24 protein-coding genes are annotated in these 25,208 nt (G+C 69.8%); 8 read left to right on the forward strand and 16 right to left on the reverse strand.

Annotation, left to right across the window (positions count from 1 at the left end; translation table 11 throughout):
- Nucleotides 1-6 precede the first annotated feature (6 nt).
- From NYO98_RS09950 to cysD, 5 genes are all read right to left on the reverse strand, one after another.
- Nucleotides 7-1,320 (reverse strand): hypothetical protein, encoded by a 1,314-nt coding sequence (locus NYO98_RS09950; protein WP_268111503.1) that lies wholly within the window; start codon nt 1,318-1,320, stop codon nt 7-9.
- Nucleotides 1,321-1,474: 154 nt separating this feature from the next.
- The gene (locus NYO98_RS09955; RefSeq protein WP_268111504.1) at nt 1,475-2,014 is read right to left on the reverse strand and encodes a hypothetical protein; all 540 of its coding nucleotides are present in this window, start codon (nt 2,012-2,014) and stop codon (nt 1,475-1,477) included.
- A gap of 628 nt (nt 2,015-2,642) precedes the next feature.
- The gene (locus NYO98_RS09960) at nt 2,643-3,167 is read right to left on the reverse strand and encodes a hypothetical protein (RefSeq protein ID WP_268111505.1); all 525 of its coding nucleotides are present in this window, start codon (nt 3,165-3,167) and stop codon (nt 2,643-2,645) included.
- A 491-nt stretch (nt 3,168-3,658) separates the two neighbouring features.
- A complete protein-coding gene (cysN, locus tag NYO98_RS09965; protein WP_268111506.1) occupies nt 3,659-4,963 on the reverse strand; it encodes a sulfate adenylyltransferase subunit CysN in 1,305 nt (434 codons plus the stop codon).
- Nucleotides 4,963-5,877 carry a sulfate adenylyltransferase subunit CysD gene (gene cysD / locus NYO98_RS09970; RefSeq protein ID WP_268111507.1) on the reverse strand — a complete coding sequence of 305 codons (915 nt, stop codon included), beginning with the start codon at nt 5,875-5,877 and terminating at the stop codon, nt 4,963-4,965. Before cysD ends, cysN begins: the two co-directional genes overlap by 1 nt.
- A gap of 168 nt (nt 5,878-6,045) precedes the next feature.
- Here cysD and NYO98_RS09975 point away from each other — a divergent pair, with 168 nt between their 5' ends.
- Nucleotides 6,046-6,315 (forward strand): hypothetical protein, encoded by a 270-nt coding sequence (locus tag NYO98_RS09975; protein ID WP_268111508.1) that lies wholly within the window; start codon nt 6,046-6,048, stop codon nt 6,313-6,315.
- A gap of 76 nt (nt 6,316-6,391) precedes the next feature.
- Nucleotides 6,392-7,543 (forward strand): glycoside hydrolase family 16 protein, encoded by a 1,152-nt coding sequence (locus NYO98_RS09980; RefSeq protein ID WP_268111509.1) that lies wholly within the window; start codon nt 6,392-6,394, stop codon nt 7,541-7,543.
- On the opposite strand, the gene dtd is transcribed toward NYO98_RS09980, so the two are convergent.
- Together dtd and NYO98_RS09990 are read right to left on the reverse strand one after the other, a co-directional pair.
- On the reverse strand, nt 7,540-7,968 hold the full coding sequence (dtd, locus tag NYO98_RS09985) for a D-aminoacyl-tRNA deacylase (RefSeq protein ID WP_268111510.1): 429 nt from the start codon (nt 7,966-7,968) through the stop codon (nt 7,540-7,542). The two genes, NYO98_RS09980 and dtd, sit on opposite strands and share 4 nt — an antisense overlap.
- 19 nt (nt 7,969-7,987) lie before the next feature.
- The gene (locus NYO98_RS09990) at nt 7,988-9,142 is read right to left on the reverse strand and encodes a hypothetical protein (RefSeq protein ID WP_268111511.1); all 1,155 of its coding nucleotides are present in this window, start codon (nt 9,140-9,142) and stop codon (nt 7,988-7,990) included.
- 23 nt (nt 9,143-9,165) lie between these two features.
- Between NYO98_RS09990 and NYO98_RS09995 the strand changes: the two genes are divergently transcribed.
- Nucleotides 9,166-9,987 carry a BKACE family enzyme gene (locus NYO98_RS09995; protein ID WP_268111512.1) on the forward strand — a complete coding sequence of 274 codons (822 nt, stop codon included), beginning with the start codon at nt 9,166-9,168 and terminating at the stop codon, nt 9,985-9,987.
- 21 nt (nt 9,988-10,008) lie between these two features.
- Here the strand turns inward: NYO98_RS09995 and NYO98_RS10000 are convergent, their stop codons facing one another.
- From NYO98_RS10000 to cysC, 4 genes are read right to left on the reverse strand one after another with little or no spacing between them, the layout of a single operon-like run.
- Nucleotides 10,009-11,397 (reverse strand): polysaccharide biosynthesis tyrosine autokinase, encoded by a 1,389-nt coding sequence (locus tag NYO98_RS10000; RefSeq protein WP_268111513.1) that lies wholly within the window; start codon nt 11,395-11,397, stop codon nt 10,009-10,011.
- A 45-nt stretch (nt 11,398-11,442) separates the two neighbouring features.
- On the reverse strand, nt 11,443-12,450 hold the full coding sequence (locus tag NYO98_RS10005) for a sulfite exporter TauE/SafE family protein (protein ID WP_268111514.1): 1,008 nt from the start codon (nt 12,448-12,450) through the stop codon (nt 11,443-11,445).
- On the reverse strand, nt 12,443-12,979 hold the full coding sequence (locus NYO98_RS10010) for an arsenate reductase/protein-tyrosine-phosphatase family protein (protein ID WP_268111515.1): 537 nt from the start codon (nt 12,977-12,979) through the stop codon (nt 12,443-12,445). Before NYO98_RS10010 ends, NYO98_RS10005 begins: the two co-directional genes overlap by 8 nt.
- On the reverse strand, nt 12,972-14,186 hold the full coding sequence (gene cysC, locus NYO98_RS10015) for an adenylyl-sulfate kinase (RefSeq protein ID WP_268111516.1): 1,215 nt from the start codon (nt 14,184-14,186) through the stop codon (nt 12,972-12,974). Before cysC ends, NYO98_RS10010 begins: the two co-directional genes overlap by 8 nt.
- A 40-nt stretch (nt 14,187-14,226) precedes the next feature.
- Between cysC and NYO98_RS10020 the strand changes: the two genes are divergently transcribed.
- Complete coding sequence (locus NYO98_RS10020; protein ID WP_268111517.1) at nt 14,227-15,204, forward strand: asparaginase; 978 nt, start codon at nt 14,227-14,229, stop codon at nt 15,202-15,204.
- Here the strand turns inward: NYO98_RS10020 and NYO98_RS10025 are convergent.
- Nucleotides 15,139-15,639 (reverse strand): VanZ family protein, encoded by a 501-nt coding sequence (locus NYO98_RS10025; RefSeq protein WP_268111518.1) that lies wholly within the window; start codon nt 15,637-15,639, stop codon nt 15,139-15,141. The two genes, NYO98_RS10020 and NYO98_RS10025, sit on opposite strands and share 66 nt — an antisense overlap.
- A gap of 145 nt (nt 15,640-15,784) precedes the next feature.
- Here NYO98_RS10025 and NYO98_RS10030 point away from each other — a divergent pair, with 145 nt between their 5' ends.
- From NYO98_RS10030 to NYO98_RS10045, 4 genes are all read left to right on the forward strand, one after another.
- A complete protein-coding gene (locus NYO98_RS10030) occupies nt 15,785-16,237 on the forward strand; it encodes a helix-turn-helix domain-containing protein (RefSeq protein WP_326494430.1) in 453 nt (150 codons plus the stop codon).
- Between the two features lie 34 nt (nt 16,238-16,271).
- Complete coding sequence (locus NYO98_RS10035) at nt 16,272-16,994, forward strand: hypothetical protein (RefSeq protein WP_268111519.1); 723 nt, start codon at nt 16,272-16,274, stop codon at nt 16,992-16,994.
- 190 nt (nt 16,995-17,184) lie between these two features.
- A complete protein-coding gene (locus NYO98_RS10040; protein ID WP_268111520.1) occupies nt 17,185-19,722 on the forward strand; it encodes a hypothetical protein in 2,538 nt (845 codons plus the stop codon).
- A gap of 50 nt (nt 19,723-19,772) precedes the next feature.
- A complete protein-coding gene (locus NYO98_RS10045) occupies nt 19,773-20,066 on the forward strand; it encodes a DUF2516 family protein (protein WP_268111521.1) in 294 nt (97 codons plus the stop codon).
- On the opposite strand, the gene NYO98_RS10050 is transcribed toward NYO98_RS10045, so the two are convergent.
- The 4 genes from NYO98_RS10050 to NYO98_RS10065 form a co-directional block, all read right to left on the reverse strand.
- A complete protein-coding gene (locus NYO98_RS10050) occupies nt 20,050-20,709 on the reverse strand; it encodes a TetR/AcrR family transcriptional regulator (RefSeq protein WP_268111522.1) in 660 nt (219 codons plus the stop codon). The genes NYO98_RS10045 and NYO98_RS10050 overlap by 17 nt on opposite strands.
- A 150-nt stretch (nt 20,710-20,859) precedes the next feature.
- Complete coding sequence (locus NYO98_RS10055; protein WP_268111524.1) at nt 20,860-22,263, reverse strand: bifunctional dTDP-4-dehydrorhamnose 3,5-epimerase family protein/NAD(P)-dependent oxidoreductase; 1,404 nt, start codon at nt 22,261-22,263, stop codon at nt 20,860-20,862.
- Between the two features lie 10 nt (nt 22,264-22,273).
- The gene (gene rfbB, locus NYO98_RS10060) at nt 22,274-23,272 is read right to left on the reverse strand and encodes a dTDP-glucose 4,6-dehydratase (protein WP_268111525.1); all 999 of its coding nucleotides are present in this window, start codon (nt 23,270-23,272) and stop codon (nt 22,274-22,276) included.
- Nucleotides 23,273-23,282: 10 nt separating this feature from the next.
- Complete coding sequence (locus NYO98_RS10065; RefSeq protein ID WP_268111526.1) at nt 23,283-25,169, reverse strand: DUF4012 domain-containing protein; 1,887 nt, start codon at nt 25,167-25,169, stop codon at nt 23,283-23,285.
- Between the last annotated feature and the right edge of the window lie 39 nt (nt 25,170-25,208).

Here is a 25,208-nt window from a genome sequence, read left to right on the forward strand (position 1 = left end):
CAGTGACTAATCCTTCGTCGTAGCACTTCTTTGGATTTGGGTGCGCGTTTTAGGTTCGGACGTTATCGGCAGGAGTAGACCAGTCCAATAGAATGCGAGGCCCAGAACCACAGCCGGTACCCCGTAGGTGGCTACGGTGGTGGCAATGCCAGCGCCGAACACCCCGGCCCAAGTAGTACCGAATACCGTTCCCACTAGGGTCCCGCTGACCGTCGGGGCGATCCGCTTCTTAATGATAACGGGAACTAGCGCAGCGGCCCCTGAGAAGATCACGACTCCCGGAACCCCGAGGAACAAAAATCCTTCGGCAGCAAGTGGTACAGCTATAGCGCCGCCAGCGAAACTCAGGTTGGCATTCGACTTAAGGATGTCGCCGATTAGCGGCTGTGAGCCCGGGAGGTATGTGGAAAACGCCGTTCCGAAGAGGTGGAGGCCGCTGACCCGGGGGTCCGACCGTGCGTCAAACACGATCCCTGCCGAGTAGGGATCCGCTGCGAGTCGTTGCACCGCCAGACTCGCGAAGGATGTGTCACCTCCCGCATATCGAAGTTCGCCGAGGAGCCAAGCTGATAAGACCGCTGCCGCGGCCACAGTCACCAACCGAGAGAGCGGGCTCTTCCACGATCGCGTAGCGAGTGCTGCCCCCACGCCGACGAGGAGTGCTTTGAGGAGCGCACCTCGGGAGGCTGTGAGAGCGACGGCTACGAGACACAGTGCTACGAGGACGAGTTTGACGTTCCGCGCTGCTCGACTCTGTCCGACGCCCGAGAGGACTACGGCACCTACCGCGAGCGATGCACCGATATGTACGATCGCAAGGAGTGGTCCAGCACCACTGCTGGCATCGACACGGGCCTGCTCGGCGTTGAACATCAGAAGGGTGACCCCGCGCTGCGAGAAAAATACTGCGGCTGCACCGAGGGTCGCCGCGGAAGCTACAAGACCCATCCACCCAAGGCGGGCCCGCTCTGCACGGGTCGGCAACTGAATGGCGCCAACTGGACGGTCGACTACGCCGATAATTGCAACGTACGTTCCAAGGGACAGCCACATCAACGATGTTGCTAAGTGGTGCGGTTGATAGGAGGAAAATGGGATGGAGCTAAGGCCGAGCGCTGAAGGCAGAACACCCAGCCAGAACACCATTACTGAGGGGTCATGAAGGTTCTTCAGGCCGAGCCGGTACGAGATGCTTACCAGCGCTGAAATAGACCAGACGATGCCGGTTATGAGTGTGGTCTCGGCGGTCGCGACCAGTATCGACGTCGCTGCGAGATTGACGAGGACACTGAGCGAGACTAAACCGTGCTGGCGTTCCATGTCGTTCAGTCAACCTTTAAGCCTAGGTGACGGGCAATTCGATGATTTTATCAGATCGCAGAGGCGCAGATGGTCAAACCAACTCATAACGGGGACCGTGGCCCCGTGGGGTTGGACCAAGGCGGCGGATAGACGCGCACGTTGACGTGCGGCATCATCCCCTGCGGGCGCCACGTCCTCGAACGGTCATGATGATTAACGCGACGCAGCAGGCTGTTTCTGCGACCAATGTTCCGGCAAGGCCGCCGTCAGCGCCAAAGCGCATGGCAAGGATGAGCGCTGATGGAAGACCGAGGGCACTGCCGATGGCAGTCGCAGCAACGACCGATTTGACCTGGCCGTGAGGGATCAACCAAAGTCGACTGATACAAGTATTGATCGCAACGCCCAAATAGGTGGCGGCGAGTAATAGGGCGGACCATGGCGAAGGAAGAGCCGTTCCCAAAATTAGTTCACTAAGAACCGGCGCGATCAGAGCGAATACGACCGAGCTCGCCGCTGACCACGTCAGCATAACGACGATGTTCTTCGCTCGCTGGTGTGACTTGGCGCCCATGAAGGCGTTGGACAACGAGATCGTCGCTAGGTTGGCGTAGCTGAGAAGCCGTTGTGCTACCGCAAAGCCAGGAGCCGCGCTGGGCGCGGCGATCTGCAACAACGGCAGCAGCGCGGTGGTGTAGGAGGTTGCGATCAATGATATTCCCACGGACGACGCATTTGCTCGGAGCTCAGTCGCAAGCCGAAAAGTCGAGTCCTCCACCGCCACCGACGTGTGCCTTCTGTAGAACCTTGTATATGCCCACGCGACAACCGCGCAGCCAAGGACAGGATAGATGATGGGGTTGATCCCCGACCATATAAATGCAGCGCTTGCGATCGCCGCCGCAGCTCGGGGTATCGCATCGTTGCGAAGAAGTTCGTCTGGCGTGCCACGCCCACTGCACCACCAGGTTGGACTCATTGCTTGCGAGGCCACAGCGAGCGAGCCCGCCGCGGCCAGCAGTGGCTGGTTGCCCTGTGCCAAGGCCCAGCTGAGACACGCACCCAAGGGCGCGAGGATGGCGAGCAGGACGCCTCGTATGCGGAGGCTGGCCACAAGGACCGTTGCAGCTTGTTCCTCGGTCAAGTCCGCAATGCGCTGCGGCCCGCTAACCTCCCACCCCCAAGAGGCGGCGATGGCAACCATTCCCCCGATAGCTTGACCGAGTGCGAGAGCCAGAAATGTCGAAGTGCCGTGGAGGTGTGCAATTGCAGCCGTGCACAGGAGCGGCGCGAAGCTCCCCAACGCGGTCGCCAAGGTGAAACGAGCGACCCTATTCAAGTTAAAGCGGCCCGCCCTCGCCGAAAATGCGCCGAACTTCCCGGCGCAGGATCGACTTCTCCTCGCGGATTGCACCTCGGTAGACGTCTTGTCCCGCAAGCATCGCTGTCGGGTCTTCGTCGCACTCAATTATCCTACGAGCGACAGCCTTAGGCCCGTCGACTAGGCGAAACTTGTGACTACTCGGTAGCGGAACATCATTGTTGTCGTTTCCGGATCCCTTTTGTGATACAAGAACGATGCAGCCCAATGCGGCAGCCTCGCGGGGAATGCGGTCCTTTCCAGGGTGGTGCCCTGCGTCGACGTAGACTTGGGCATGGGAGAGAACGTCCTTTATCTCGGAGGAGTCCATGCCTTTCAGTCGGATCACAGACATGGACGGCGGGAGGTGAGTTTGCACCGCAGCCATAAAGTCTCCGCCTTTGGCCGGATTGTATGCGACGCCATTTCGGGCGTGGACCGCGGCGGGCTCGGTTACCGGGAACGTGATGTAGTCGGACAACATGTATCCATCTGCATGAAGCATCCGACCCACCTGGGTACGTGCGTACGAGGACTGGAAAAGGTGAACGATGGAGCGATCTTCTCGGAGTTTGGAACGCAACCTTCGTGCCCTCAATAGACGCACAATCACGCGCGGAATGTCTCGTAAACGTCTGACGCCGTGATGGCCTCGGCGCCAGCCGCGGAAGGAGAAAAAGACCGGTGAATTATCTATGCTCAGCCACCAGATTGCACGCTTTGGGTAGCGGCTGGTGATGGCAAGCTCAGGGTAAATCTCTGGAACGACCAAGACCTCAGTTAGTGGATGCTCCATGAGCCCGGTTTCGGGGCACTCGTAACTGGCGAACTCCATAACTGGCTCTGCTTCGGAGGTCGCTGGGTGCGGCACGACGAAAGCGTCTCGCCTCAATTCGCTTCTTATGCAACTCACTAGTTGATGGATGGCCTCTGGCCCGCCAGTCTTCAACCCCTTATGGAAAACGACGTGAACCGGGGGGAGCGCTGTGTTCACGGTCACGTCCCGCTGTTGATCATCCCTGCCCCGACGGTGACGCCGGTGGCCTCGTCGATCAGGATGAACGAGCCCGTGGTGCGGTTCTTCGAGTACGGGTCGCAGAGCAGCGGCACGGTGGTGCGCAGCTGGACGCGGCCGATCTCGTTGAGCGCGAGCTCGCCGGCCTCCTGGTCGCGGTGCAGGGAGTTCACGTCGAGGCGGTACTGGATGTCCTTGACCATCGCGCGGCCCATGCGGGTCGTGTGCTTGATGGCGAGCTTCTGGCGCGGACGCAGCGGCTCGGTGGTCATCCAGCAGATCATCGCGTCGATGTCCTGGCTGGGCTTGGGCGCGTTCTTCGGGCGGGCGATCATGTCGCCGCGGGAGACGTCGACGTCGTCCTCGAGGTGGATCGTCACCGACATGGGCGGGAACGCCTCGGGGATCTCCTGGTCGAAGAGCTCGACCTTGGAGATGGTCGACGTCATGCCGCTGGGCAGCACGACGACCTCGTCGCCCTTCTTCAGCACGCCGCCGGCCACCTGACCGGCGTACCCGCGGAAGTCGTGATACTGGTCGGACTTGGGGCGGATGACGTACTGCACCGGGAAGCGGGTGTCCACGAGGTCGCGGTCGGAGGCGACGTGGACGTGCTCGAGGTGGTGCATGAGCGTCGGGCCGGAGTACCACGGGGTGTTCTCGGAGCGGTTGACGACGTTGTCGCCCTGCAGCGCCGAGATCGGGATGACCTCGAGGTCGGGGATGTTGAGCTTGGTCGCGAACGTCGTGAACTCGCGGTGGATCTTCTCGTAGACCTCCTCCGACCAGTCGACGAGGTCCATCTTGTTGATCGCCAGCACGAGGTGCGGGACGCGCAGCAGCGAGAGCAGCACCGCGTGGCGGCGCGACTGCTCAGTGAGGCCCTGGCGGGCGTCGACCAGGACGAGGCCCAGGTCGGCGGTCGAGGCGCCGGTCACCATGTTGCGGGTGTACTGGATGTGGCCCGGGGTGTCGGCGATGATGAACTTGCGGTTGGGCGTCGCGAAGTAGCGGTAGGCCACGTCGATGGTGATGCCCTGCTCGCGCTCGGAGCGCAGGCCGTCGGTCAGCAGCGCCAGGTCGGTGTAGTCGTAGCCCTTGGACTGGCTGGTCGACTCCACCGCCTCGAGCTGGTCCTCGAAGATCGACTTCGAGTCGAGCAGCAGGCGCCCGATGAGGGTCGACTTGCCGTCGTCGACGGAGCCGGCGGTCGCGAACCGCAGCAGGTCGGCGTTCTCGGTGACAGCGGCAGCTTCCTCGCCGGCCGTGGTGGTCTGGTCGGCCATCAGAAGTAGCCCTCCTTCTTGCGGTCTTCCATGGCGGCCTCGGAGAACCGGTCGTCGCCACGGGTCGCGCCGCGCTCGGTCACTCGCGCCACGGCGATCTCTTCGATGATTGCGGCGGTGTCGGTGGCCTCGGACTCCACGCAGCCGGTCTGGGTGCGGTCACCCACGGTGCGGAAGCGGACCATCCTCGTCTCGACCTTCTCGCCGCCCTTGGGCTGGATCTCCGGGCCGAGCGACAGCAGCATGCCGTCGCGCTCGATGACCTCGCGCTCGTGGGCGAAGTAGATGGAGGGGATCTCGATCTGCTCGCGGTGGATGTAGCTCCAGATGTCGAGCTCGGTCCAGTTCGACAGCGGGAAGATGCGCATGTGCTCGCCGGCGTGGATGCGGCCGTTGTAGAGGCTCCACAGCTCGGGGCGCTGGTTCTTCGGGTCCCACTGGCCGAAGTCGTCGCGGTGGGAGTAGACGCGCTCCTTGGCGCGGGCCTTCTCCTCGTCGCGGCGTCCGCCACCGAAGGCGGCGGTGAAGCCGTTCTCCTCGATGGCGCCGAGCAGGGTGCCGATCTGCATGCGGTTGCGGCTGGTCTTGCCGTCGTCGACGACGTGACCCGCCGCGATCGCCTCGTCGATCGTGGCGACGATCATCCGGGCGCCCAGCCGCTCGACCCACGAGTCGCGCGTGGACAGCACCTCGTCGAAGTCGAGGCCGGTGTCGACCTGGAGCAGCGGGAAGGGCAGCTTGGCCGGGAAGAACGCCTTCTCCGCCAGCCGGAGCATGACGATGGAGTCCTTGCCACCGGAGAACATCAGGACCGGCTTCTCGAACTCGGCGGCGACCTCACGGAAGATGTGGATCGACTCGGCCTCGAGCTGGTCCAGCTGACTCAGCTGGTAGTCGACGTGGGTGTTGGTCATGGCGTGTGCGACGGCCTCTCTCGGGGACAGCAGCCATCATCGTAGCGACGGGCAGCGCCACCGACGATTCGCACTGCCGGGCGTGGTCCGGCCGCTGCCCGGGGTGCCCTCCGGTCCCGGAGCGATTCGAGAGGTTTGGCACCGTCGCGCGTGGGGTACTCGTCACACATGCTCCTCTGGGCCGTGGTGATCCTCGCAGCGTGGATCCTGCTGTCCCTGCCCGTCGCCCTGATCGTCGGCCGGATGTTCGCGGCCCGTCCCGAGGTCGACGCCCGCCCCGCCCGTACGCCGTCCATGAGCGCCGCGCGAGTGGCTCACCTCTCACGGATCGAGTCCCGGCGCTGCGCGGCGTCGCGGTGGCCCCACGAGGCCTGGGCTCTTGCCGAGGCGCGTCGGCGCGAGGCAGTGACATCGGGCGGCTTCGCACGCACGGGGTGACGTCGCCCACCTGAGCGCCGGGCGGTCGCCGAGACGATTTGGTCGCCGCCACCGTGGCTTGGACACAATGGCGCGCATGCGGACCACCCCCCGGGCCCTCGCGGCCGCGCTCGCAGGAGCCCTGCTCGTCACCGGCTGCAGCTCGTCCGACGACGGCGACCCCACGCCCCCGTCGTACGACACGAGCGACAGCGTGCACGCCGAGGTGCTGCCGCAGCTCGCGGCGAACGGCGAGGACGTCGAGTCCGCCGCGGACGCCGCCTGGGTCGTGGACGCCACGATCGACGACGTCGACGAGGGGACCGCGGTCACCCTCGTGGCCAAGGACGACGACGGCTGGTCCGAGGTGGACGAGCAGGAGACCGACGACAAGGGCCGCGTCACGCTCACGAGTCGCGACTCCGGCGACCTCCACGTGATGGTCGGCGACGGCGACGACGCCATCGGCACCGAGGTCTCCACCGACGACGCCCCAGAGGCCACCTTCACCGACGACTTCGACGACGAGAGCACCCTCGACGACAAGGACGGCTCCTGGCACACCCGGGACCAGGGCTACACGGGCGTCCGCACCTGCTCCCGGGCCAGCGCCGACGCGGCCGAGGTCGCGGACGGCGTCCTGCGGCTGAGCGTCACCGAGGACCCCGAGCGCAAGGGCGACGAGTGCCAGCTCCCCGGCCGGCGCAAGAAGTTCGCCTACCGGCTCAACGGCCACGTCGGCACCGAGGGCCGGGTGGCGTTCACCTACGGGTTCGCCGCTGCGCGCATCAAGACGCAGGCCGGCCGCGGCCAGCACTCGGCCTTCTGGATGCAGACCGTCGGCGGCCAGGGCCCCGGCGGCCCCGAGAAGGGCGGCGCCGAGATCGACGTGATCGAGTACTTCGGCGACGACCACCCCGAGGGCGGACTGACCAGCTTCACCTACTTCCTCGACAAGCAGGGCAAGAAGCAGACCGTCGGCGGCTGGCTGCCGAACGCCGACGAGCTCGGCGACGACTGGGCGAGCAAGTACCACGTCTTCTCCGTGGAGTGGACGCCCGAGGAGTACGTCTTCCGCATCGACGGCAAGGTCACCCAGCGCCTGAAGGGCGTGAGCTCCGGGAAGCCGGAGTTCCTCATCCTCAGCCTGCTCTCGTCCGACTACGAGCTGCCGCGCTTCGACGGCGACCTGCCGCAGACCATGGAGGTCGACTGGGCGCGGGTGTGGGAGACCGGCCCGAAGTCCTAGGGAGTGTCGAGGACCAGCGTGATCGGGCCGTCGTTGACGCTCTCGACGCGCATGTCGGCACCGAAGCGGCCGCGCTCCACGTGGGCGCCGAGGCGCTCCAGCTCCGCGCAGACGGCGTCGTAGAGAGGCTCGCTCACTGGGCCCGGCGCGGCGGCCTGCCAGGTGGGGCGGCGGCCCTTGCGGGCGTCGCCGTACAGCGTGAACTGGCTGACGACGAGCACGGGCGCGCCCACGTCGCTGGCGCTCTGCTCGTCGCGCAGCAGGCGCAGGTCCCAGATCTTGCGTGCCGTCCAGGTCACCTCGGTCGCGCCGTCGTCGTGCGTCACGCCGAGGTAGACGAGCAGGCCCGGGCGGTCGAGCTCGCCCACGACCCCGCCGTCGACCCGCACGCTCGCGGACAGCACCCGCTGGATGACGGCCCGCACGTCGCGACTCCGCTCCGGCTCAGACGCGGTCGAGGACGCCGACCTCGACGAGGTCGTCGACGTGGGTCTGCACGAGTGACCGGGCGTCACCGGACTCCGGCTCGCCGAACTCGACGAGGAGGGCCTCGGCGAGCTGGTCCAGCGTCGCGGAGCCCTCGCCGAGCAGGGTCAGGATGCGGGTGGCGAGGAACGACAGCGCGACGACGCTCTCGCCGAGCATCACGCAGCCGATGCCGTCGCTGACGTGGAAGTCGACGAACTCGCGCCGGCGTACGCGCTCACTGCCGTCGGCCGTGTCGGGACCGAGGAGCTCGACGACGGTCGGCTCGGGGGCCGGCGCCACCTCGACGTCTCGGACCGGCGGGTGGTTGAGCAGCTGCTGGGTGACCGCGACGAGGTCGTCGGCCTCGCGGTAGTCGACGCGGTGCACGGCCCCGACCTCCTCGACGAGGGCGGCCAGCCGGTGCAGCGGCTTGTCGAGCGAACGGAGGTAGGACGCGTTGCCCGACAGGTGGGCGATCGCCTCCGCGGTGGGGAGCTCGGTGAGGACGGGCGGGACGAAGTCCTCGCTGTGGCGCTCCAGCAGCAGCACCGCAGCCGGGCGCAGGTCGCCGGGCGCCTCGCGGAGGCCGAGGTCGTCCGGGGACTGCAGTCCCAGCCCGGGCTCGTCGGCGGAGACGAGCGGCTTGCTGTAGGCGACCAGGTCGAGCGACGTGGTGAAGGCGACCGTGTCGTCGGTGACGTAGCCGAAGTGGCGCGCGAGGGTGCGGGCGGCCGTCGAGCGGCCGCTGCCGGCGGGCCCGACGAGCACGACGCACCTGCCGGTCTCCGGGTCGGCCACGGCCGCCGCACGGAGCATCAGCAGGTCGCCCTCGTTGGCCTCCATCGCCTGGAGGGTGACGGCGAGCGCGACCTGGTCGCCGACGACGGGCCCGCTGGGTCCGGCGATCGCGCCGTGCGCAGCAGCGTCGTCGATCACGGCGGGGTCGTCGTCGACCAGCACGCGCACCGTGCGTCCTTGCGCGTCGTCGACCCGCCGGGCGTCGCAGCGCGACCACGCGCGGAGCAGGTCGTCGGCGATGCTGCCGGCGTTGCCCCCGGCGACCTCGACGTGGACCTGCGTCCCGAGAGCGGTGACGGCGACGACGTGGCGAGGGCTGGCCGAGAGGGTCACGCGCGGGAGTCTAAGGTGCGCGCATGGACGAACTGCTCATCACGGTGGCACCCACGGGCGCCGAGACGGCGAAGGCCGACTGCCCGCAGCTCCCCACCACCCCTGAGGAGGTGGCTCGCACCGCCGCCGACTGCGAGGCCGCCGGCGCGGCGATGATCCACATCCACGTGCGCGACACCGCCCACCAGCCCACGCTCGACCAGGGGCTGCTGCGCGAGTGGGTCGCCGCGGTGCGCGAGTCGTCCTCGCTCGTCGTCCAGCTCTCCACCGGCGGCTCGGTGCACGACCCGCTCGACGAGCGGCTCAAGGTGCTCGACGCCGAGCCCGACTCGTGCTCGCTCACCATGGGCACGACCAACTTCGGCGACGACGTCTTCCTCAACCCGTGGCCCTTCGTGAAGGACCTCTACCAGCTCGCCCTCGAGCGCGGGGTGGCGCCGGAGTTCGAGCTCTTCGACCTCGGCCAGGTCCACGCGCTCGGACGCCTGATCCGGCAGTACGGCGTCCCGGCCGGCGGCAAGGTGCACGTCGACTTCGTCATGGGCGTCCCCGGCGGCATGCCCGGCACCGCCCCGGCGCTCGTCGCCGGCGTCGCGACCCTCCCGCCCGAGGTCACCTCGTGGTCGGCCACCGGCATCGGCCGCTCGACGCTGTCGGTCGCGATGGCCTCGCTGTCGATGGGCGGCCACCTGCGCGTGGGCATGGAGGACGTGCTCACCATCAGTCGCGGCGTGCCCGTCGAGTCCAACGCCCAGCTCGTCGAGCGCGCGGTCGAACTGGGACGGATCGCGCAGCGTACGCCGATGACGCCCGCGCAGTGCCGCGAGCTGCTCGGCCTGGCCTGACACGCCGGGCCCGCCGTCAGGTCAGCGGCGGCGGCGCTTGCCGCCGCCGGACTGCGGGGTCTCCTCCAGTGGAGCGTATCCGTAGCCGTATCCGTAGCCGCTCGCGGACTTCCTGGCCGGCGTCTGGTTGACCACGAGGCCCAGCGTCGTGGCGCCGACGGAGTCCAGCCGCTCGATGGCTGTGGACAGCTGGTCGCGCGTCGTATGACCGTGGCTGACGACCACGACCGCGCCGTCGGCCCGGGTCGCGAGCAGGGCCGCATCGGTGACGGGCAGCAGCGGCGGCGCGTCGAGCACGACGACGTCGTAGCGCGAGCGGAGGTCATCCAGCAGCGCTTCCATCGCCTGCGACTGCAGCAGCTCCGACGGGTTGGGCGGGATCTGACCGCACACCATGACGTCGAGCGTGGTGTCGGCGTAGGGCTGCATCACGTCGTCGGCGCTCACCTTGCCGATGAGCACGCTGGTCGTGCCGATGGAGCCGTCGAGCTCGAGCCGGTCGGCGATCAGGGGCCGGCGGAGGTCGCACTCGACCAGCGCGACCTTCTGACCTGCCTGCGTCAGGGTGACCGCGAGGTTCACCGCAGTCGTGCTCTTGCCCTCGCCCGGCAGTGAGCTCGTCACGACGAGGATTTTCTGGTCGTGGTCGACGTCGACGTACTGCATGTTGGTGCGCAGCACGCGGAAGGCCTCAGCCCACGGTGTTGCCGTGAACAGCACCTCGTGCGGTGCCCGCTTGGCGTCGGTGTCCGAGAAGATGTTGCCCAGCACCGGAGCTGACGTGATCGCGGCGATGTCGTCGGCGCCCTTCACGCTGGTGTCGAGCAGCTCGCGCGTGACGGCGAGGCCGACGCCCAGGAGCAGCCCGAGGACGCCGCCAAGTGCGAGGTTGCGCAGCGGTTGCGGAGACACGGGAGACGTCGGCACCTCGGCGTCGTCGATGAGCGTGGCCTTGATGACAGCAGTCGACTTCCCGTTGGGGGTCTCCAGCTCTTCCACGAGGACCTGGAGCTGCTCGGCGTAGGCCTGGGCGATGTCGCGGGCGCGCTCGGGGTTGGCGTCGGTGGCCGTGATCTCGAGGAGCACCGTCTCCGGGACCGCCGACGCGGTGACCTGCCCGCGAACTGTGGTCGGGTCGGCGTCCTCGAGCTCCCCGGCCACCCGCTCGGCAAGCTGGTTGCTGGTCACCAGGTCGGCGTAGGACGCCACGCGCTGGGTCGCGAAGAGGTTGCCGGTGTAGGCGCTGTTCTCGTCGGTCTGGCTCGTCGAAACGAAGAGTCGGGTGCTGGAGGAGTAGAGCGGGGTCGTCGTCCACGTCCACACCGCGGCGATCGCAATTACCACCAGGACACTTCCGAGAACCAACCGCCAGCGTCGTCGAACCGTGCGCCAGTAGTCCTGCAGCTCCACTCGTCATCCTCTGCTTGTCAACAAAACTTTGACAAGCCTAAGCGACTACTCGCGGACCTTCTTCATCCCCACGACTCCCGGGCGGTAGTCGGGGTCCTCGAGCTGGGCGATGGTGGGGGAGCCGAACATCGGCAGGCCCTGCTGCTTGCGCAGGAAGCCCCAGACAATCGGCAGGACGACCAGCACGACGATGCCTATGCCGGCGATCAGCATCGGGTGGGTCTCCTCGACGCCGAGCGGGGCCCAGCCCGACTTGTCGAGCAGCGCGACGCCGCTCATCGTCAGCACGACGACGATGCCGCGGCGGATGAAGGACTGCGGCACGCGTGGAGCGAGGCTCGAGCCGAGGATCGTGCCCGGCACCGAGCCGATGAGCAGCGGGACGAGGATCGTCCAGTCGATGCCGTGCAGGGCGATGTTGGAGATCGCGGCGGCGAGGACCAGCGGCACGGCCTGCACGAGGTCGGTGCCGACGAGCCGCACGGCCGACAGGCCGGGGTAGAGCATCAGCAGGGCGATCATGATGACCGAGCCGGAGCCGACGCTGGTGATGCCGACGAGCAGGCCGCCGAGCATCCCGACGAGCAGCGTGGGCACGACCCGGATGGCGGGATCGTCGTCGTGGACGTGGGTGCCCGAGCGGACGCGGAGCAGGTTGACGTAGAGCCGCAGGGCGTACGTCGCCGCCGCCAGCAGGAGCGCGAAGCCGATGCTGATCACCAGCACCTGGTTGAGCTCTTCGGTGTCGTCGGTGAACCACGCCACCAGGTGGGGCCCGAGCAGTGCCATCGGGATGGAGCCGATCATCAGCCACATCGCGAGCCTCATGTTGGGCGAGCCCTCGCGCTTGTGCACGATCGCGCCGCCGGTCTTGTAGACCGCGGCGGCGGTGAGGTCGGCGGTCACGACGGTCGCGGCCTCGCCGACGCCGAGGAACAGCAGCGCCGGCGTCATGAGGGCGCCGCCGCCCATGCCGGTCAGCCCGACGACGATGCCGACGAGGAAGCCGGCGGCGAGGATCGAGAAGAACGTGACGGTCAGCAGCTCAGCCACCGGAGCCTCCTGCAGCGAGCCGAGGAACGATCACACCCAACATTCTCGACATTGTGTCTGCTGCGGTGGCTGCAGCCGATTCCCCGCGCCGGTAGGGGTCGGCGATGTCGAGCTCGCGGCGCGCCGCCGTACGCCGCGCGCCGACCGCCGCGACCAGCTCGCGCCCGCGCAGGTCGGGGTGCTCCTCCACCGCGGCGGCGAACTGGCCGACCGTGAAGACCTTGCGGAGGTGCTGGGGGAACTCCTCGAGGATGAAGCTGCGGTGCGTGGCCTCCGCGGTGAGCACCAGGTCGGCCTCGGCGAGGATCGGCCCGGTCAGGCGCCGGCTCGCGAAGCCCGAGGAGGTGTCCTCGGCGAGCGTGGCGACCATGACCTCGTCCATCGCGTGGCTGTCGAAGCCGTGGGTGCCCGCGCTGGAGAACTCGACCCCGGAGCCGGGCCCGGACAGGGCGCGCGCGGTGAGCTCGAGGAACGGCGAGCGGCAGATGTTGGCGGTGCAGACGAACAGCACCTTGAGCGGCTCAGCCACCGGTGCCCCGCAGATGGAGGTAGCCCGCCTTGTCGAGCGCGGCGAGGACGTCGTCGAGCGCGTCCTCGATGGTGCGGCCGGTGGTGTCGACGCGCACGGCGGGGTCGACGGGCTCCTCGTAGGGGGAGGAGATGCCGGTGAACTCGGGGATCTCGCCGGCGCGCGCCTTGGCGTAGAGGCCCTTGCGGTCGCGGAGCTCGCACTCCTCGAGCGGGGTGGCGACGTGGACGAGGAAGAACGCGCCCCCGGCGGCCTCGACCATCTGCTGCACCTGGTCGCGGGTCTCGGCGAACGGGGCGATCGGCGAGCAGACCGCGACGCCGCCGTGGCGGGCGATCTCGGCGGCGACCCAGCCGATGCGGCGGATGTTGGTCTCGCGGTCGGCCTTGCTGAAGGTGAGCCCGGCGGACAGGTGACGTCGTACGACGTCGCCGTCGAGGCTGGTCACCGTGCGACCGCCCTGCTCGAGCAGGAGGTCCATCAGCGCGCGGGCAAGCGTCGACTTGCCGCTGCCGGAGAGTCCGGTGAAGAACAGCACGAGGCCCTGCTCCTCGGGCTCGGGCTGGTCCTCGTCGACGATCGCGGCGATCGACTGGGGCAACTGGTCCCGTGACGGGCGCGGGGCGCCCTCCTCGACCAGCGGGGGCGGGCCCGCCAGCGCGTGGACCGGGTCACCGGCGGCGTAGGTCCCGACCACCTGGGCGCCGAGGGCGTGGTCGGCGTCGGCGTCACCGTGGGACGGGAGCGGGACCGCCACGACGGAGGCGTCGTCGAGGAGGTCGGCGGCCGCGAGGGTGGCGCGCACCAGCGCGACGGGGGACAGCGACGACGTGCCGGTGCCCATGAGGGCGAGGAGCACCACCCGGCCGAGGCCGCGCAGCTCCTCGAGGTCGGCCTCGGTGAGCGCGTCGACGACGGGGACGAAGGTCGCTCCCGCGTGCTGCTCGCGCGCCTGGGCGGGGGTGAGGTGCAACCGGCGGAAGGGGCCGTACTGCGCGTGGGTCAGCGGCTCCAACGAGCCGTCGGCGGCGACCCGGGCCAGCGGGAGCCCCTCGGGGTCGACGAGCTCGGCCTCCGTGGCTCCGTCGGGCAGGTCGAGGGTGACGACGCTCCCGTCCTCGTTGAATCGCGTGAGCGGGGCGTAGGCGCCGGAGACCAGGAGCTCCAGGTCGTCGAGCTCGGTCGGCGTCGGGCAGTGCTGGATCACCCGCGCATCCTCTCAGAACTGCGGTGAGTAGCCTGCCGCCATGTCTGTCGCAGGGTCTGTCGCGGGTCGCCCCGTCGTCGCCGAGATCGTCCGCTCCGGGTTCGTCGAGGGCCACCACTACGGCTCGGTCGTCGCCCTGGCCGCCGACGGCTCGGTGGACTGGTCGGTCGGCGAGGTGACGGCCCAGGTGCTGCCGCGGTCGAGCAACAAGCCGGTCCAGGCGCTGGCGATGGTCGAGCTCGGCCTCGACCTGCCCGACGACCTGCTCGCGCTGGCGTGCGCCTCGCACTCCGGGGAGCCGTTCCACGTGGAGGGCGTACGTCGCACGCTGGCGTCGGCCGGTCTCGACGAGTCCGCGCTCCAGACGCCGGCCGACTACCCGCTCGACGACGACGCCCGCGAGGCCGTCGTACGAGCCGGGGGCGCGAAGGCGCCGGTCCTGATGAACTGCTCGGGCAAGCACGCGGCGATGCTCGCGACGTGCGTGCTGCAAGGCTGGGACACCGCCACCTACCTCGACCCCGCCCACCCGCTCCAGGTGGCCATCGCCGACACATTCGCCCGCCTCACCGGGGAGCCGATCGACGCGGTCGCCGTCGACGGCTGCGGCGCGCCGCTGCTGTCCACGTCGCTCACCGGGCTGGCGCGGGCGTTCTCCGTCCTCGCTACCGCGACCGACGGGCCCGAGCGTCGGGTCGCCGACGCCATCCGGCGCCACCCGGAGTACGTCAGCGGCACCACCCGCGACGAGCTCGCCCTCCACCGGGCCGTCCCCGGGCTGATCGGCAAGGCCGGCGCGGAGTCCTGCTACGCCGTCGCGCTCCCGGACGGACGCGCCTGGGCGCTGAAGACCGACGACGGAGCCGCGCGGGTGCGCCCGGTGCTGATGGCCGAGGCGCTGCGGCGCTCCGGCGTCCTCGAGGACGACGGCGTGGACGCCGAGGCCGTCTGCTCAACGGGGCGGTTCGAGCTCCTCGGCGGAGGCGTCCCGGTCGGGGAGATCCGCGCGGCCTTCTGACCCCCTCGCGAGCAGGAGCCACCTGACGAGGACGGCGAGCAGCGCGCCCACCAGCATGCCGAGGGTGTTGGCGACGACGTCGGCGTTGGTCGCCTGCCGGTCGCCGAGCGCGAGCGCCTGCACCACCTCGACGAGGAACGACACCACGAAGCCGACCGCCGTCCAGTCGCGCCAGGACGGCCGCGGCCACAGCAGGCTGCCCAGCAGGGCCAACGGCACGAACGCCACCACGTTGAGCATCGACTCGACGCGCCCCGGGTGGGTCAGGACGTCCGGGAGGCCGAGCCGTCCCAGCGCGTCCGACAGGTGGAAGATCAGCCAGTCCGGGCCGCGCGACGACGGGGCCAGCAGGACGACCGCCAGCAGCACCACCCAGGCGACGAGCGCGGCGAGCACCGCCGTACGTGCGCGGCGACCGAGGGGGCTGGGGGACACGGGTGGATCCTAGGTCGCCGTCGCTTTCGAGGATGCGTGCGAACTGCGTTGCTAGCGCCGTCTCGCGAGATCAGTAAAGGGTTTGTGAGTGTCGTCACCCGGTGAGGGTTTGCATTCTGCTAACAAGTGTTAGCACAATGGGGGTATGGCCAAGGACAAGCTGACCCCGGCCAGGGCGAGCTCCAGGAAGGAAGGCACGACGCCTTCCAGGACGACCAAGACCAACGGCAAGACCAGCAAGGCGGTCGTCGGCTCGCTCGGCACGCTGGGCGACTACCTCAAGGAGCAGCGCCTCGCCGCGCAGCTCTCGTTGCGACAGCTCGCCGACCAGGTCGGGGTGAGCAACCCCTACCTGAGCCAGATCGAGCGCGGCCTGCGCAAGCCGTCGGCCGAGGTGCTGCAGCAGCTGGCGCGCGCCCTGCGCGTCAGCGCCGAGCAGCTCTACGTCCGTGCCGGGATCGTCCACCCCGACCCCGGCCAGCCCGGGTCCGTGGAGCTCGCGATCCTCGCCGACACCGCGCTCACCGAGCGCCAGAAGCACTCGCTGCTCGACGTCTACGCATCGTTCCTCGCGCTCAACGAGCGCGAGCAGTCCTGACCGCCAGCACCACCCCACCCTGAAGGAGAACCACATGGCCACCACCAAGCGCGACCTGAAGACCGAAGCCCTCAAGCCCGTCCTCGCCGGCGTCGGCGTCACCGACCTGGCCGTCGAGGCCGTCCGCGAGGCCGTCGCCGACGTGCAGAAGCGCGTCGCCGCCGTGCAGAAGGACGTCACCACCCGCGTGAGCGACGTGCAGAAGACCGCGACCGACCCCAAGGTGCTGCGCAAGCAGGCCCAGGCCCGCCGCGCCCTCATCGAGTCCCGCGTCGCGGAGCTGCAGGCCGAGGCCCGGGCCTACCCGGCCAAGGTGACCACGCAGGTCTCCGCGCTCGTCGACGAGAACGTCGCCGCGGCCAACGCCACCTACGCCGACCTGGTCAAGCGCGGCGAGTCCCTCGTGGGCCGCATCCGCCGCCAGGAGTCGACCAAGGCCACCGTGACCTCCGCCAAGACCACCGTGACCAAGGCGAAGACCACCGCGACCCAGGCCAAGAAGGCCGCCGAGGCCACCGCCGCCGCTGCGGACAAGACCGCCGCCACCAAGGTCGCCCCCAAGCCGAAGCCGACCGCCAAGAAGGCCACCCAGAAGGCCGCGGCCAAGAAGGGTGCCGCCACCACGGCCCGCAAGACGGCCGCGAAGAAGACCGCCACCGCGCAGAGCAGCGCCAAGGCCACCGCCAGCGCCGCCACCGAGACCGCGACCAACGCCGCCAAGGCCGTCGCCGACGCCGCCGAGAAGGTCGGCGACTGAAGAGCACCCGCCGATGAGCAGCAGCTGATGCTGTTCTGAGCAAGGCCGAGGGCCCCCGTCCGACAGGGCGGGGGCCCTCCGTCGTTGCCCGCCTTTGTCCGGCATGGACAACTGTGGGCAACTCCGCTCCAATGGGAGGGGCGGCAGCGGTGAGTTCTCGACCCGCCGCGGGAGGCCGCGGAGGCTGGCCATGGATGTCACGAACGCGAAGCTCGTGGAGCTGCGGGTCCACGGCGTGAGCGGGACGCCGCCCGAGGAGATGCTCGAGACGCACCACGCGCGGCAGGAGGCCGGCGACGAGTACTCCCGCTTCTTCGTCGCGGTCGACTGCTTCGGCGACAAGCCGCCCGACCCGGTCGAGGACGGCAAGGGCCCGCACGTGCGCACGACCAGGCTCGAGGGCTTCCACTGGGGCCGCTACACCTCGGGCAACTGGCGGCAGGCGCTGTGGCTCGCGCTGGTCCCGTTCGGCATGGTCAACGCCGCGCAGTTCATGCTCACCCCGCCCGTGACGTGGCGTGAGCGGATCCTCCACACGATCGTCGGCGGGGCGCTACGACTGCTCGCCCTCGGGCTGACCGCGACGTTCGCCCTGGCGGCGGCCTCGATCAGCATCGACCTGGTCGCCCGGCAGCGGCTCGCCACCACGCGACTCGGGCAGGCGCTCGGCGAGGGGACCCTGCTCGCGGGCGGTGCGCTGGTGGCCGCCGGTGCCGTGCTGCTGCTCTACCGGCTGGGACGGCGCAACACGACGGTCCCCGAGCCCCCGGACGCCGCCGACACCCTGGGCCGGTCGCTGGGGGCGACCTCGGGCCTGACCCGGGAGAACTTCTACGCCGGCGACCCGGACGCCACCAGCCTCGGGCGCCTCCACCTCGCGGGTGGCTGGGCGACAGTGGCGCTCGTCGGCAGCCTCAGCGACGGGGATGCCCAGGTGGCCACGGGTCTCAGCTCGTTCGTGTACGCCGCCAGCGCCGGGCTGCTGGGCGCCCTCGCCGTGCTGGTGACGGTGCTCGGCGACCCCGAGCACAGCGCGCCCCGGTCGTGGGAGCGCGACTCGGCGTGGGAGCACTGGAACCACGTCCTGCAGCGCCCGGTGGTCGGCCTGACGGCTGCGCTCCTCGCGCTCGCGGTCCTGCTGTCGTCCGTGGTCATGCTCGTGCTGCGCGGGGTGAACCCGGACAACCCGCTCGCGGCCGTGGACGAGGTGTCCAACACCCTCGTGGTGGTCCTGACGGCCACGCTGACCGTCCTCTTCGCGGCCTCCGCCGGGCTCGCCCACGCGACCCGGCACGTCGACGAGGAGGTGCCGCGGCCCTTCCGCCGCTACGCCCGCGGCATGGCGGCACCGGTCGTCGCGGCCCTCGGCGGCTTCCTCGCCGTCGGCTACTCGGCGGCGCTGCTCCTGGCCAGTGCCGAGCTGCTGGTCGAGGACGCCGCGCTGCCCAAGCTGGTCGAGGGCGTCACCTTCACGTGGGGCGTCTCGGTGCTGCTGCTCGTCGCCGTCGGCGTCGTGCTCGGCTTCCGCACGTGGACCGACCGCGACTGGCGTACGGAACGGGTCCGGCGCAGCTACGGCCTCGTCTACGGTCGCCCGGCGGACGACGGGTCCGATGCGGGTGCCCGGTCCGACCGGCCGACGTGGCTCACGGACGAGCGGGTACGCCGGATCGCGACGGCGAGCGCGGTGGCCCGGGTCAAGCTGGGTCTGCCCGTCGTGCTCGTGTGCTTCTCGCTCCTCGGCATGGTGCTCGCCGTGCTCCTCGCCGTCGACCTCATGACCGGGGTGGGGGCGCCCCGCGACGCACTGCCCGACGACTGGGTGTCGGTGGTCTACCGGCTCGGCGCGCTGACGCTGATCGCCCTGGCCGGCCTGCTCATGACCACGGCGCGCCAGTCCCTGCGCGCCCGCGACCGGCAGCGGGTCGTCAACGTGGTGTGGGACGTCGTGTCGTTCTGGCCGAGGTCCGTGCACCCGTTCGTGCCGCCGCCGTACTCGCAGTTCGCCGTGCAGTCGCTGCGCGACCGGATCCGCCACCACCTCGGCACCTGCGCCAGCGAGGACCCGCCGACGACCGAGGTCGCCGACGCGGTCGTCGTGGAGGCGCACAGCCAGGGCAGCTTCATCTCGGTCGCGGCCCTGCTCTGGCTCAACCCGCAGGAGCTCTCCCGCGTCGGCTTCCTGACCTTCGGCTCCCAGCTGCAGGTCATCTTCCCGCGCGCGTTCCCGGCGTTCACGAGCTATCGCGTCCTCACCGAGCTCGACCGCGCGCTGGACGGTCGCTGGATCAACCTCTTCCGCGACACCGACCCGATCGCCGGCCCGGTGCTCAGCTGGGCGCACACCGGCGAGGAGAAGGGGGGTGTGCTGCGCTCGCGCCGGCTCGGCCCGCGCTCCCCGGACGCGCGCGACCCGTGGCCGCTCGAGCCCGACCGCCTCCCCGCCGTCCGCACCGGGCGGCGCGAGTGCGGACGGGACTGGCGGCTGCTCGACCCGAGCCCGCCCGACCGCCAGCTGCGCGCCGAACCCCTCACCTCGATGATGCAGCACAGCCACTTCGCGCTCTCCCCGGACTGGGACGACGCGGTCGAGTGGCTGGCGACCAGGACCCTGGGCGCGGCCGCCGCCGCCGCGCCGTCGGTGCCGGCCCCGCGCGAGGACGTACGCCCCGGGACTGACGAGGCGGGCGAGATGATGGGCCCGGTCGACTACCAGGCCCACGACTGAGCGGTCGGCGACGGCTCCCGTGTCGCGGCGGGTCCGGCTACCCTCGTGCCGTGGACATCTACGCGTTCCAGAGCACGCTCATGCTGGTGGTGCTCGTCGCGCTGCTCGCGATCAAGGGATTCGCGTTCATCAACTCGCTGACCTACTCGGCCGAGGCCTACCAGGCGGCCGGCAAGCTCACGAAGCCGGCGTGGTGCGCCATCACCGGCCTCGGCTTCGCCGCCCAGCTCATCCTGATCGGCTCCTCGCCGCTCGGCCTGATCCACCTCGTCTTCACCATCGCGTCCCTCGTCTACATCGCCGACGTCCGCCCGGCGCTGGCCGAGGTCACGTCCCGCCGCTGAGCACGCTGTCGATCGCAGCGGCAGCCCGCTCGGCGGACATGGGACTGTGCGGTGACGTGCGTGCCACGCGCATCCCGCGCGCGAGCGCCAGCACGATGTCGACGTGGTGGTCGAGCCTCAGGCTGTCGTGACCGCCGGGGTCGACCGGCCGGTCTGGCAGGCGTTCCTGGAGCAGGTCGGCGACCACCTCCTGCTCTCGCGCCTGCACGTCAGCCACCACTGATCCGACCAGCTCGTCCCACCGCCCCGCCTCCACGACAGTGAGCCATACCCCGTCGAAGACCTCCTCCAGCCACGTCTCCGGAAGGAGGGCATGCACCACCTGGGCGCGCGCCGCGTCCAGATCGTCTGGACGCGGAGCTCCCAGGAGCCTGCGACCCGCTTGATAGGCACGCTCACGGATCCACCTGTGGCCGTACCGCTCGGCGATGGCGACGCGCATCATGGCGACCGTCGGAAACCATGCCGCGATGGCCTGCGGCGTCACGTTGGCGGCTCGCGCGACGGTTCGCAAGGTCACGGCGGACCAGCCACCCTCGGCCAGGAGGGGGATGGCGAGGTCGGTCGCCATCTCGGCCTTCGCCGGGCTGCTACCCGAGAACATCGGGCCGAAGCGAGGGATGTAGCGCTCGTCGCTGTCCACGGCCTCAGCACAGCAGAGTCGGTGACGTCCTCGCAGAGCTCCTCCACAGGCACCATGACCAGTGCCCCCGACGCGCGTTCTGAATTGACGTCAAGTCAACTCGCGCGGGCACGAGGTGTGGCGCCTCCGCGAACCTTGATTGACGTCAATTCAGAACGCGAGGTAACGGTCGAGGGCGGCCATGGCGTCCTCGGGCTCGAAACCGGTGGCGCGGAGCTTGTCGAGCGACATCGCGGAGTTGAGCGGGCGCGGGGCGAACGGGTTGCCCTGCGCCAGCACCCCCTTGGCGTAGGCCTCGGTGGACGTGCCGGACACGTCGTCGGCGGTGCGGCCGGAACGCTCGAAGACCGCCTGCGCGATCTCGCGCCACGACATCGCCGGGCCGCCGTTCGAGACGTGGTAGGTGCCGAACGCGGCGTCGCTGTCGAGGAGGTGGCGGGTGGCGCGGACCAGCTCGTCGGTGAAGGTGAGCCGGCCGACCTGGTCGTCGACGACGCTGGGGGAGACGCCCTTCTCCGCGAGCGACTGCATGGTGCGGACGAAGTTCTTGCCCTCGCCGATCACCCACGACGTGCGCAGGACGTAGTGGCGCGGGGCCAGCGAGACGGCGACGTCGCCGGCCGCCTTGGTCTGCGCGTAGACGCCGAGCGGCGCGAGCGGCTCGTCCTCGGTGTGGCCGGGGTCGAGGGGCGCGGTGCCGTCGTAGACGTAGTCCGAGGAGTAGTGGACGAGGGTGAACCCGTGCTCGCGGGCGAGGCCGGCGAGGGTGGCGGGGCCGGTCGCGTTGGCCGCCCAGGCCGCGACGCGCCCCTCGGGCGTCTCCGCGGCGTCGACGGCGGTGTAGGCGGCCGCGTTGAGCACGACGGCGTACTCGTGCCAGGGCCAGGCAGCGACGGCGTCGGCGTCGGTGACGTCGAGCTCCGCACGCGTGGCCGTGTCGCAGCCCGGGAAGGCGTCAGTTAGGGCGAGGCCGAGCTGGCCGCCGCCGCCGAGGACGAGCGTCTTCTTGGCGGGGATCGCCGTCGAGGGGTCGAGGCCGGGGTTGTTCTGGTCCTTGTCGCTGATGATCGCCTCGGACAGCGGGATCGGCCAGTCGATCGCGACGGTGGCGTCGTCGAGCGCGAGCGCGGGGTAGGCGATGCCCGGGCGCCAGTGCGCGTTGACGAGGTAGGTGTAGGCCGTCGCGTCCTCGAGCACCTGGTAGCTGTTGCCGACGCCGCGGGGCACGAAGACCGCGACGGAGGTGTCCATCTCGAGGGTGAAGGTCGCGCCGAAGCTGTCGCCCTCGCGCATGTCGACCCACGCGCCGAAGATCCGGCCGGTGGCCAGCGAGACGAACTTGTCCCACGGCTCGGTGTGGATGCCACGGGTCACGCCGCGGTCGGCGTTGTAGGAGACGTTGTTCTGGACCGGCCCGAAGTCGGGCAGGCCGATGGCGAGCATCTTCTCGCGCTGCCAGTTCTCCTTGAAGAACCCGCGGGAGTCGTCGCGGCGGTCGAGCCGTACGACGACGAGGCCCGGGATCGGGGTCTGCTCGAGGGAGGGGAGGGTCACTGCCCCGCTCCTACTGACCCTTGGCGGCGTACGTCGCCTCGACCGCGTCCTTGTGGGGGCGCCACCAGTCCTCGTGTGACTGGTACCACTCGATGGTGTTGGCCAGGCCGGCCTCGAAGTCCTGGAACTGCGGCTGCCAGCCGAGCTCCTGGCGCAGCTTGCCCGACTCGATGGCGTAGCGGAGGTCGTGGCCGGCGCGGTCGTTGACGTGGTCGAAGTCGTCGGCGTCCTTGCCCATCAGGGTGAGGATCAGGCGGACGACCTCGAGGTTGTTCTTCTCGCCGTCGGCGCCGATCAGGTAGGTCTCGCCGATGCGGCCCTTCTCGAGGATCGTCAGCACGGCGGAGGAGTGGTCGTCGGCGTGGATCCAGTCGCGGACGTTCTCGCCCGAGCCGTAGAGCTTGGGGCGCACGCCGTCGATGACGTTGGTGATCTGGCGCGGGATGAACTTCTCGATGTGCTGCCAGGGCCCGTAGTTGTTCGAGCAGTTGGAGACCGTCGCGCGGACGCCGAAGCTGCGGACCCAGGCGCGGACGAGGTGGTCGGAGCCGGCCTTCGACGCGGAGTAGGGGGAGGACGGGTTGTAGGGGGTGTCCTCGGTGAAGCGCTTCGGGTCGTCGAGCTCGAGGTCGCCGTAGACCTCGTCGGTCGAGACGTGGTGCAGGCGCTTGTCGTGCTTCCGCACCGCCTCGAGGATCGTGTAGGTCCCGAGGATGTTGGTCTTGATGAACGGGCTCGGGTCGTTGAGCGAGTTGTCGTTGTGCGACTCGGCCGCGTAGTGGACGACCGCGTCGTGGGCCGCCACCAGCGGGTCGACGACGTCCTCGTCGGCGATGTCGCCGACCACCAGCTGCACCCGGTCCTCGGGCAGCCCCGCCAGCGACTCCTTCGAGGCGGCGTAGGTGAGCTTGTCGAGCACCGTGATCTTCAGGTCGGTGTGGTCGACGAGGTGGTGCACGAAGTTCGACCCGATGAACCCCGCGCCCCCGGTCACGAGAAGGCGTTCCATGCCGCGGAGTCTAGGGGCGGGCGACGATCTCGAACGAGTCGGCCACGTCGAGCGCGTTCGTGGTGTACGTCGCCACGCGACCGCCGCGCGTCGACCAGCCGTCGGGTAGGTCGTCCTCGACGGCGTATCCGCGGGGGAAGGCGACCCGCACCCGGACGTCCTGCGGGTCGACCATGCCCTGGGGGTCGAGCGCCAGCCGGTAGGCGAGCCCGTCGCCCTCGCGCACCGCGGCGGCAGGGACGTCGTACGTCACCGCGAGGGTGTGGCGGGCCTGGGGCGCGAACCGCACCTCGGGGCGGATGAAGTAGCGGCCGAAGAAGCTGCGCGGTGACGTCTCGACGGGCTCGCCGTCGACCTCGACCGAGTCGAAGGTGGCGCCGGTGGGGAGGAACGGCGCGATGCTCAGGGTGTTCCAGCGGGTGAAGTAGCCCTGCTGCGGGTCAGGCACCGGCTGGACGTAGGGCGGGGAGTCGTTGTGGACCTCGACCTCCATCCGCACCCGCGCGCTGCCGTCCTCGCGCAGCGCGACGTCGGTGCTGACGGTGCGCCGCTGCCAGTAGTCGGACTTGCTCGGCACCTTGTTCTGGGTGAAGACGCCGATGTAGTCGTGCTCGGTGTCGGAGAGCCGGCCGGTGAGGCCGAGCCCGTCGAAGGCTGCCTGCTCGTCGGGGCTGCGGAAGTACAGCGCGAAGCGGCGCTCGTCGGCGGCCTCGCCGAGGACGCGGCCCGTGCCGACCGGGTCGTTGCCGGACAGCAGGCGCTCGACGAACACGGGGGCGAGCGCGCGGTTGACCGCCTTGCGGGCGGCCGGGTCGGGGTAGTCGTCGTAGCTGCCGATGAGCTTCTCGACGAGGTTGTCGCCGGTCAGCGTGCCGAGGGTCGGCACCTCGATCGGGCCGGTGACCTCGACCAGCTTGGAGAGCGCGACCACGTCGATCACCACCACGCCGGCCAGCCGGCGCCCGCGCAGGCTGCGCCAGGCGTTGGCCAGCTCGTTGCCCGAGACCTCCCAGTCGGGGGCCATGGTGGCCAGCGCCGGCTTCATCCGGCCGCGGTGCAGCGGGTTGCCCTTGACCTTCTTCCAGTAGCGCGGCTGGCGCGTGCCGGGGGCGGTGGACAGGTCGACCGTCTCGCCCATCGACAGCCGGCCGCGGTCGAGGTCGACGGGGACGAACGTCTGCGGGGTGCCGCCGGAGTAGAGCATCTCGGCGGGGTTGAGCAGCGCCACGAGGTACTGCCGGCTGGCGTCGCGCCCGAGGACCTTCGGCAGGTGGTCGAGCAGCGGGTCGATCGTCTCCAGGCCGTCCGCGAGCGGCGCCACCTCACCCTGCGCCTGGTCGCGGGCCTCGGCGAGCCGGTCGCCGACCACCGCGCGGGAGTCCGCGACGTCGGCGAGCTCGGCCTGCGCGTCGGCCAGCCGCGTCGACACCTCGCGCAGGTCGTCGATGACGCCCTCCAGCACGTCGATGTCGACGTTGCCGTTGTCGACGAGGGTCGACTCCTCGCCGCGCACCTGCGGCAGGATGCGTACGCCGGTCTCCGCCACCCCGACGAGCTGGTCGAGGGCGTTGCCGAGGCGTCGCACGTCGCGCACGGGGCCGCCGGCGACCGGCACCCAGCTCCACACGTCGCCACCGACGCCCTGGACCGAGCCCTGAAGGTCGTCGGTCTCCGACCGGGCGCGCTCGACCGCCGCGACCGCCGCCTCGGTGTCACCGGCGTCCAGCGCGTCCTTGGCGGCCGTGAGCTCGGCACGCGCGTCCTCGGCGTGGCCGGGGGCCGAGAGGAAGGGGATCGCCAGCAGCGCCAGCACCACCACCAGCAGCAGGAGCAACCCGCCGATCACGGTCGCCGGCCGGAGCAGCCGTCGCGGCGTGGCGCGACGGGAGGACGGCATGCGCACATGGTGCCGCAGGGGCGGGAACCCGCGGCAATC

The sequence above is a fragment of the Nocardioides pini genome, from assembly GCF_026712185.1.
Classification (GTDB): Bacteria; Actinomycetota; Actinomycetes; order Propionibacteriales; family Nocardioidaceae; genus Nocardioides; species Nocardioides pini.

Bases quoted from the DNA above. Each gene is read 5' to 3' on its own strand.
- rfbB (WP_268111525.1), bottom strand. From the start codon at position 23,272: ATGGAACGCCTTCTCGTGACCGGGGGCGCGGGGTTCATCGGGTCGAAC.
- cysD (WP_268111507.1), bottom strand. From the start codon at position 5,877: ATGACCAACACCCACGTCGACTACCAGCTGAGTCAGCTGGACCAGCTC.
- NYO98_RS10040 (WP_268111520.1), top strand. From the start codon at position 17,185: ATGGATGTCACGAACGCGAAGCTCGTGGAGCTGCGGGTCCACGGCGTG.
- NYO98_RS10030 (WP_326494430.1), top strand. From the start codon at position 15,785: ATGGCCAAGGACAAGCTGACCCCGGCCAGGGCGAGCTCCAGGAAGGAA.
- NYO98_RS10035 (WP_268111519.1), top strand. From the start codon at position 16,272: ATGGCCACCACCAAGCGCGACCTGAAGACCGAAGCCCTCAAGCCCGTC.
- NYO98_RS09980 (WP_268111509.1), top strand. From the start codon at position 6,392: ATGCGGACCACCCCCCGGGCCCTCGCGGCCGCGCTCGCAGGAGCCCTG.
- NYO98_RS09950 (WP_268111503.1), bottom strand. From the start codon at position 1,320: ATGGAACGCCAGCACGGTTTAGTCTCGCTCAGTGTCCTCGTCAATCTC.
- NYO98_RS10065 (WP_268111526.1), bottom strand. From the start codon at position 25,169: ATGCCGTCCTCCCGTCGCGCCACGCCGCGACGGCTGCTCCGGCCGGCG.
- cysN (WP_268111506.1), bottom strand. From the start codon at position 4,963: ATGGCCGACCAGACCACCACGGCCGGCGAGGAAGCTGCCGCTGTCACC.
- NYO98_RS09975 (WP_268111508.1), top strand. From the start codon at position 6,046: ATGCTCCTCTGGGCCGTGGTGATCCTCGCAGCGTGGATCCTGCTGTCC.
- NYO98_RS09995 (WP_268111512.1), top strand. From the start codon at position 9,166: ATGGACGAACTGCTCATCACGGTGGCACCCACGGGCGCCGAGACGGCG.
- NYO98_RS09960 (WP_268111505.1), bottom strand. From the start codon at position 3,167: ATGCTTCATGCAGATGGATACATGTTGTCCGACTACATCACGTTCCCG.
- NYO98_RS10020 (WP_268111517.1), top strand. From the start codon at position 14,227: ATGTCTGTCGCAGGGTCTGTCGCGGGTCGCCCCGTCGTCGCCGAGATC.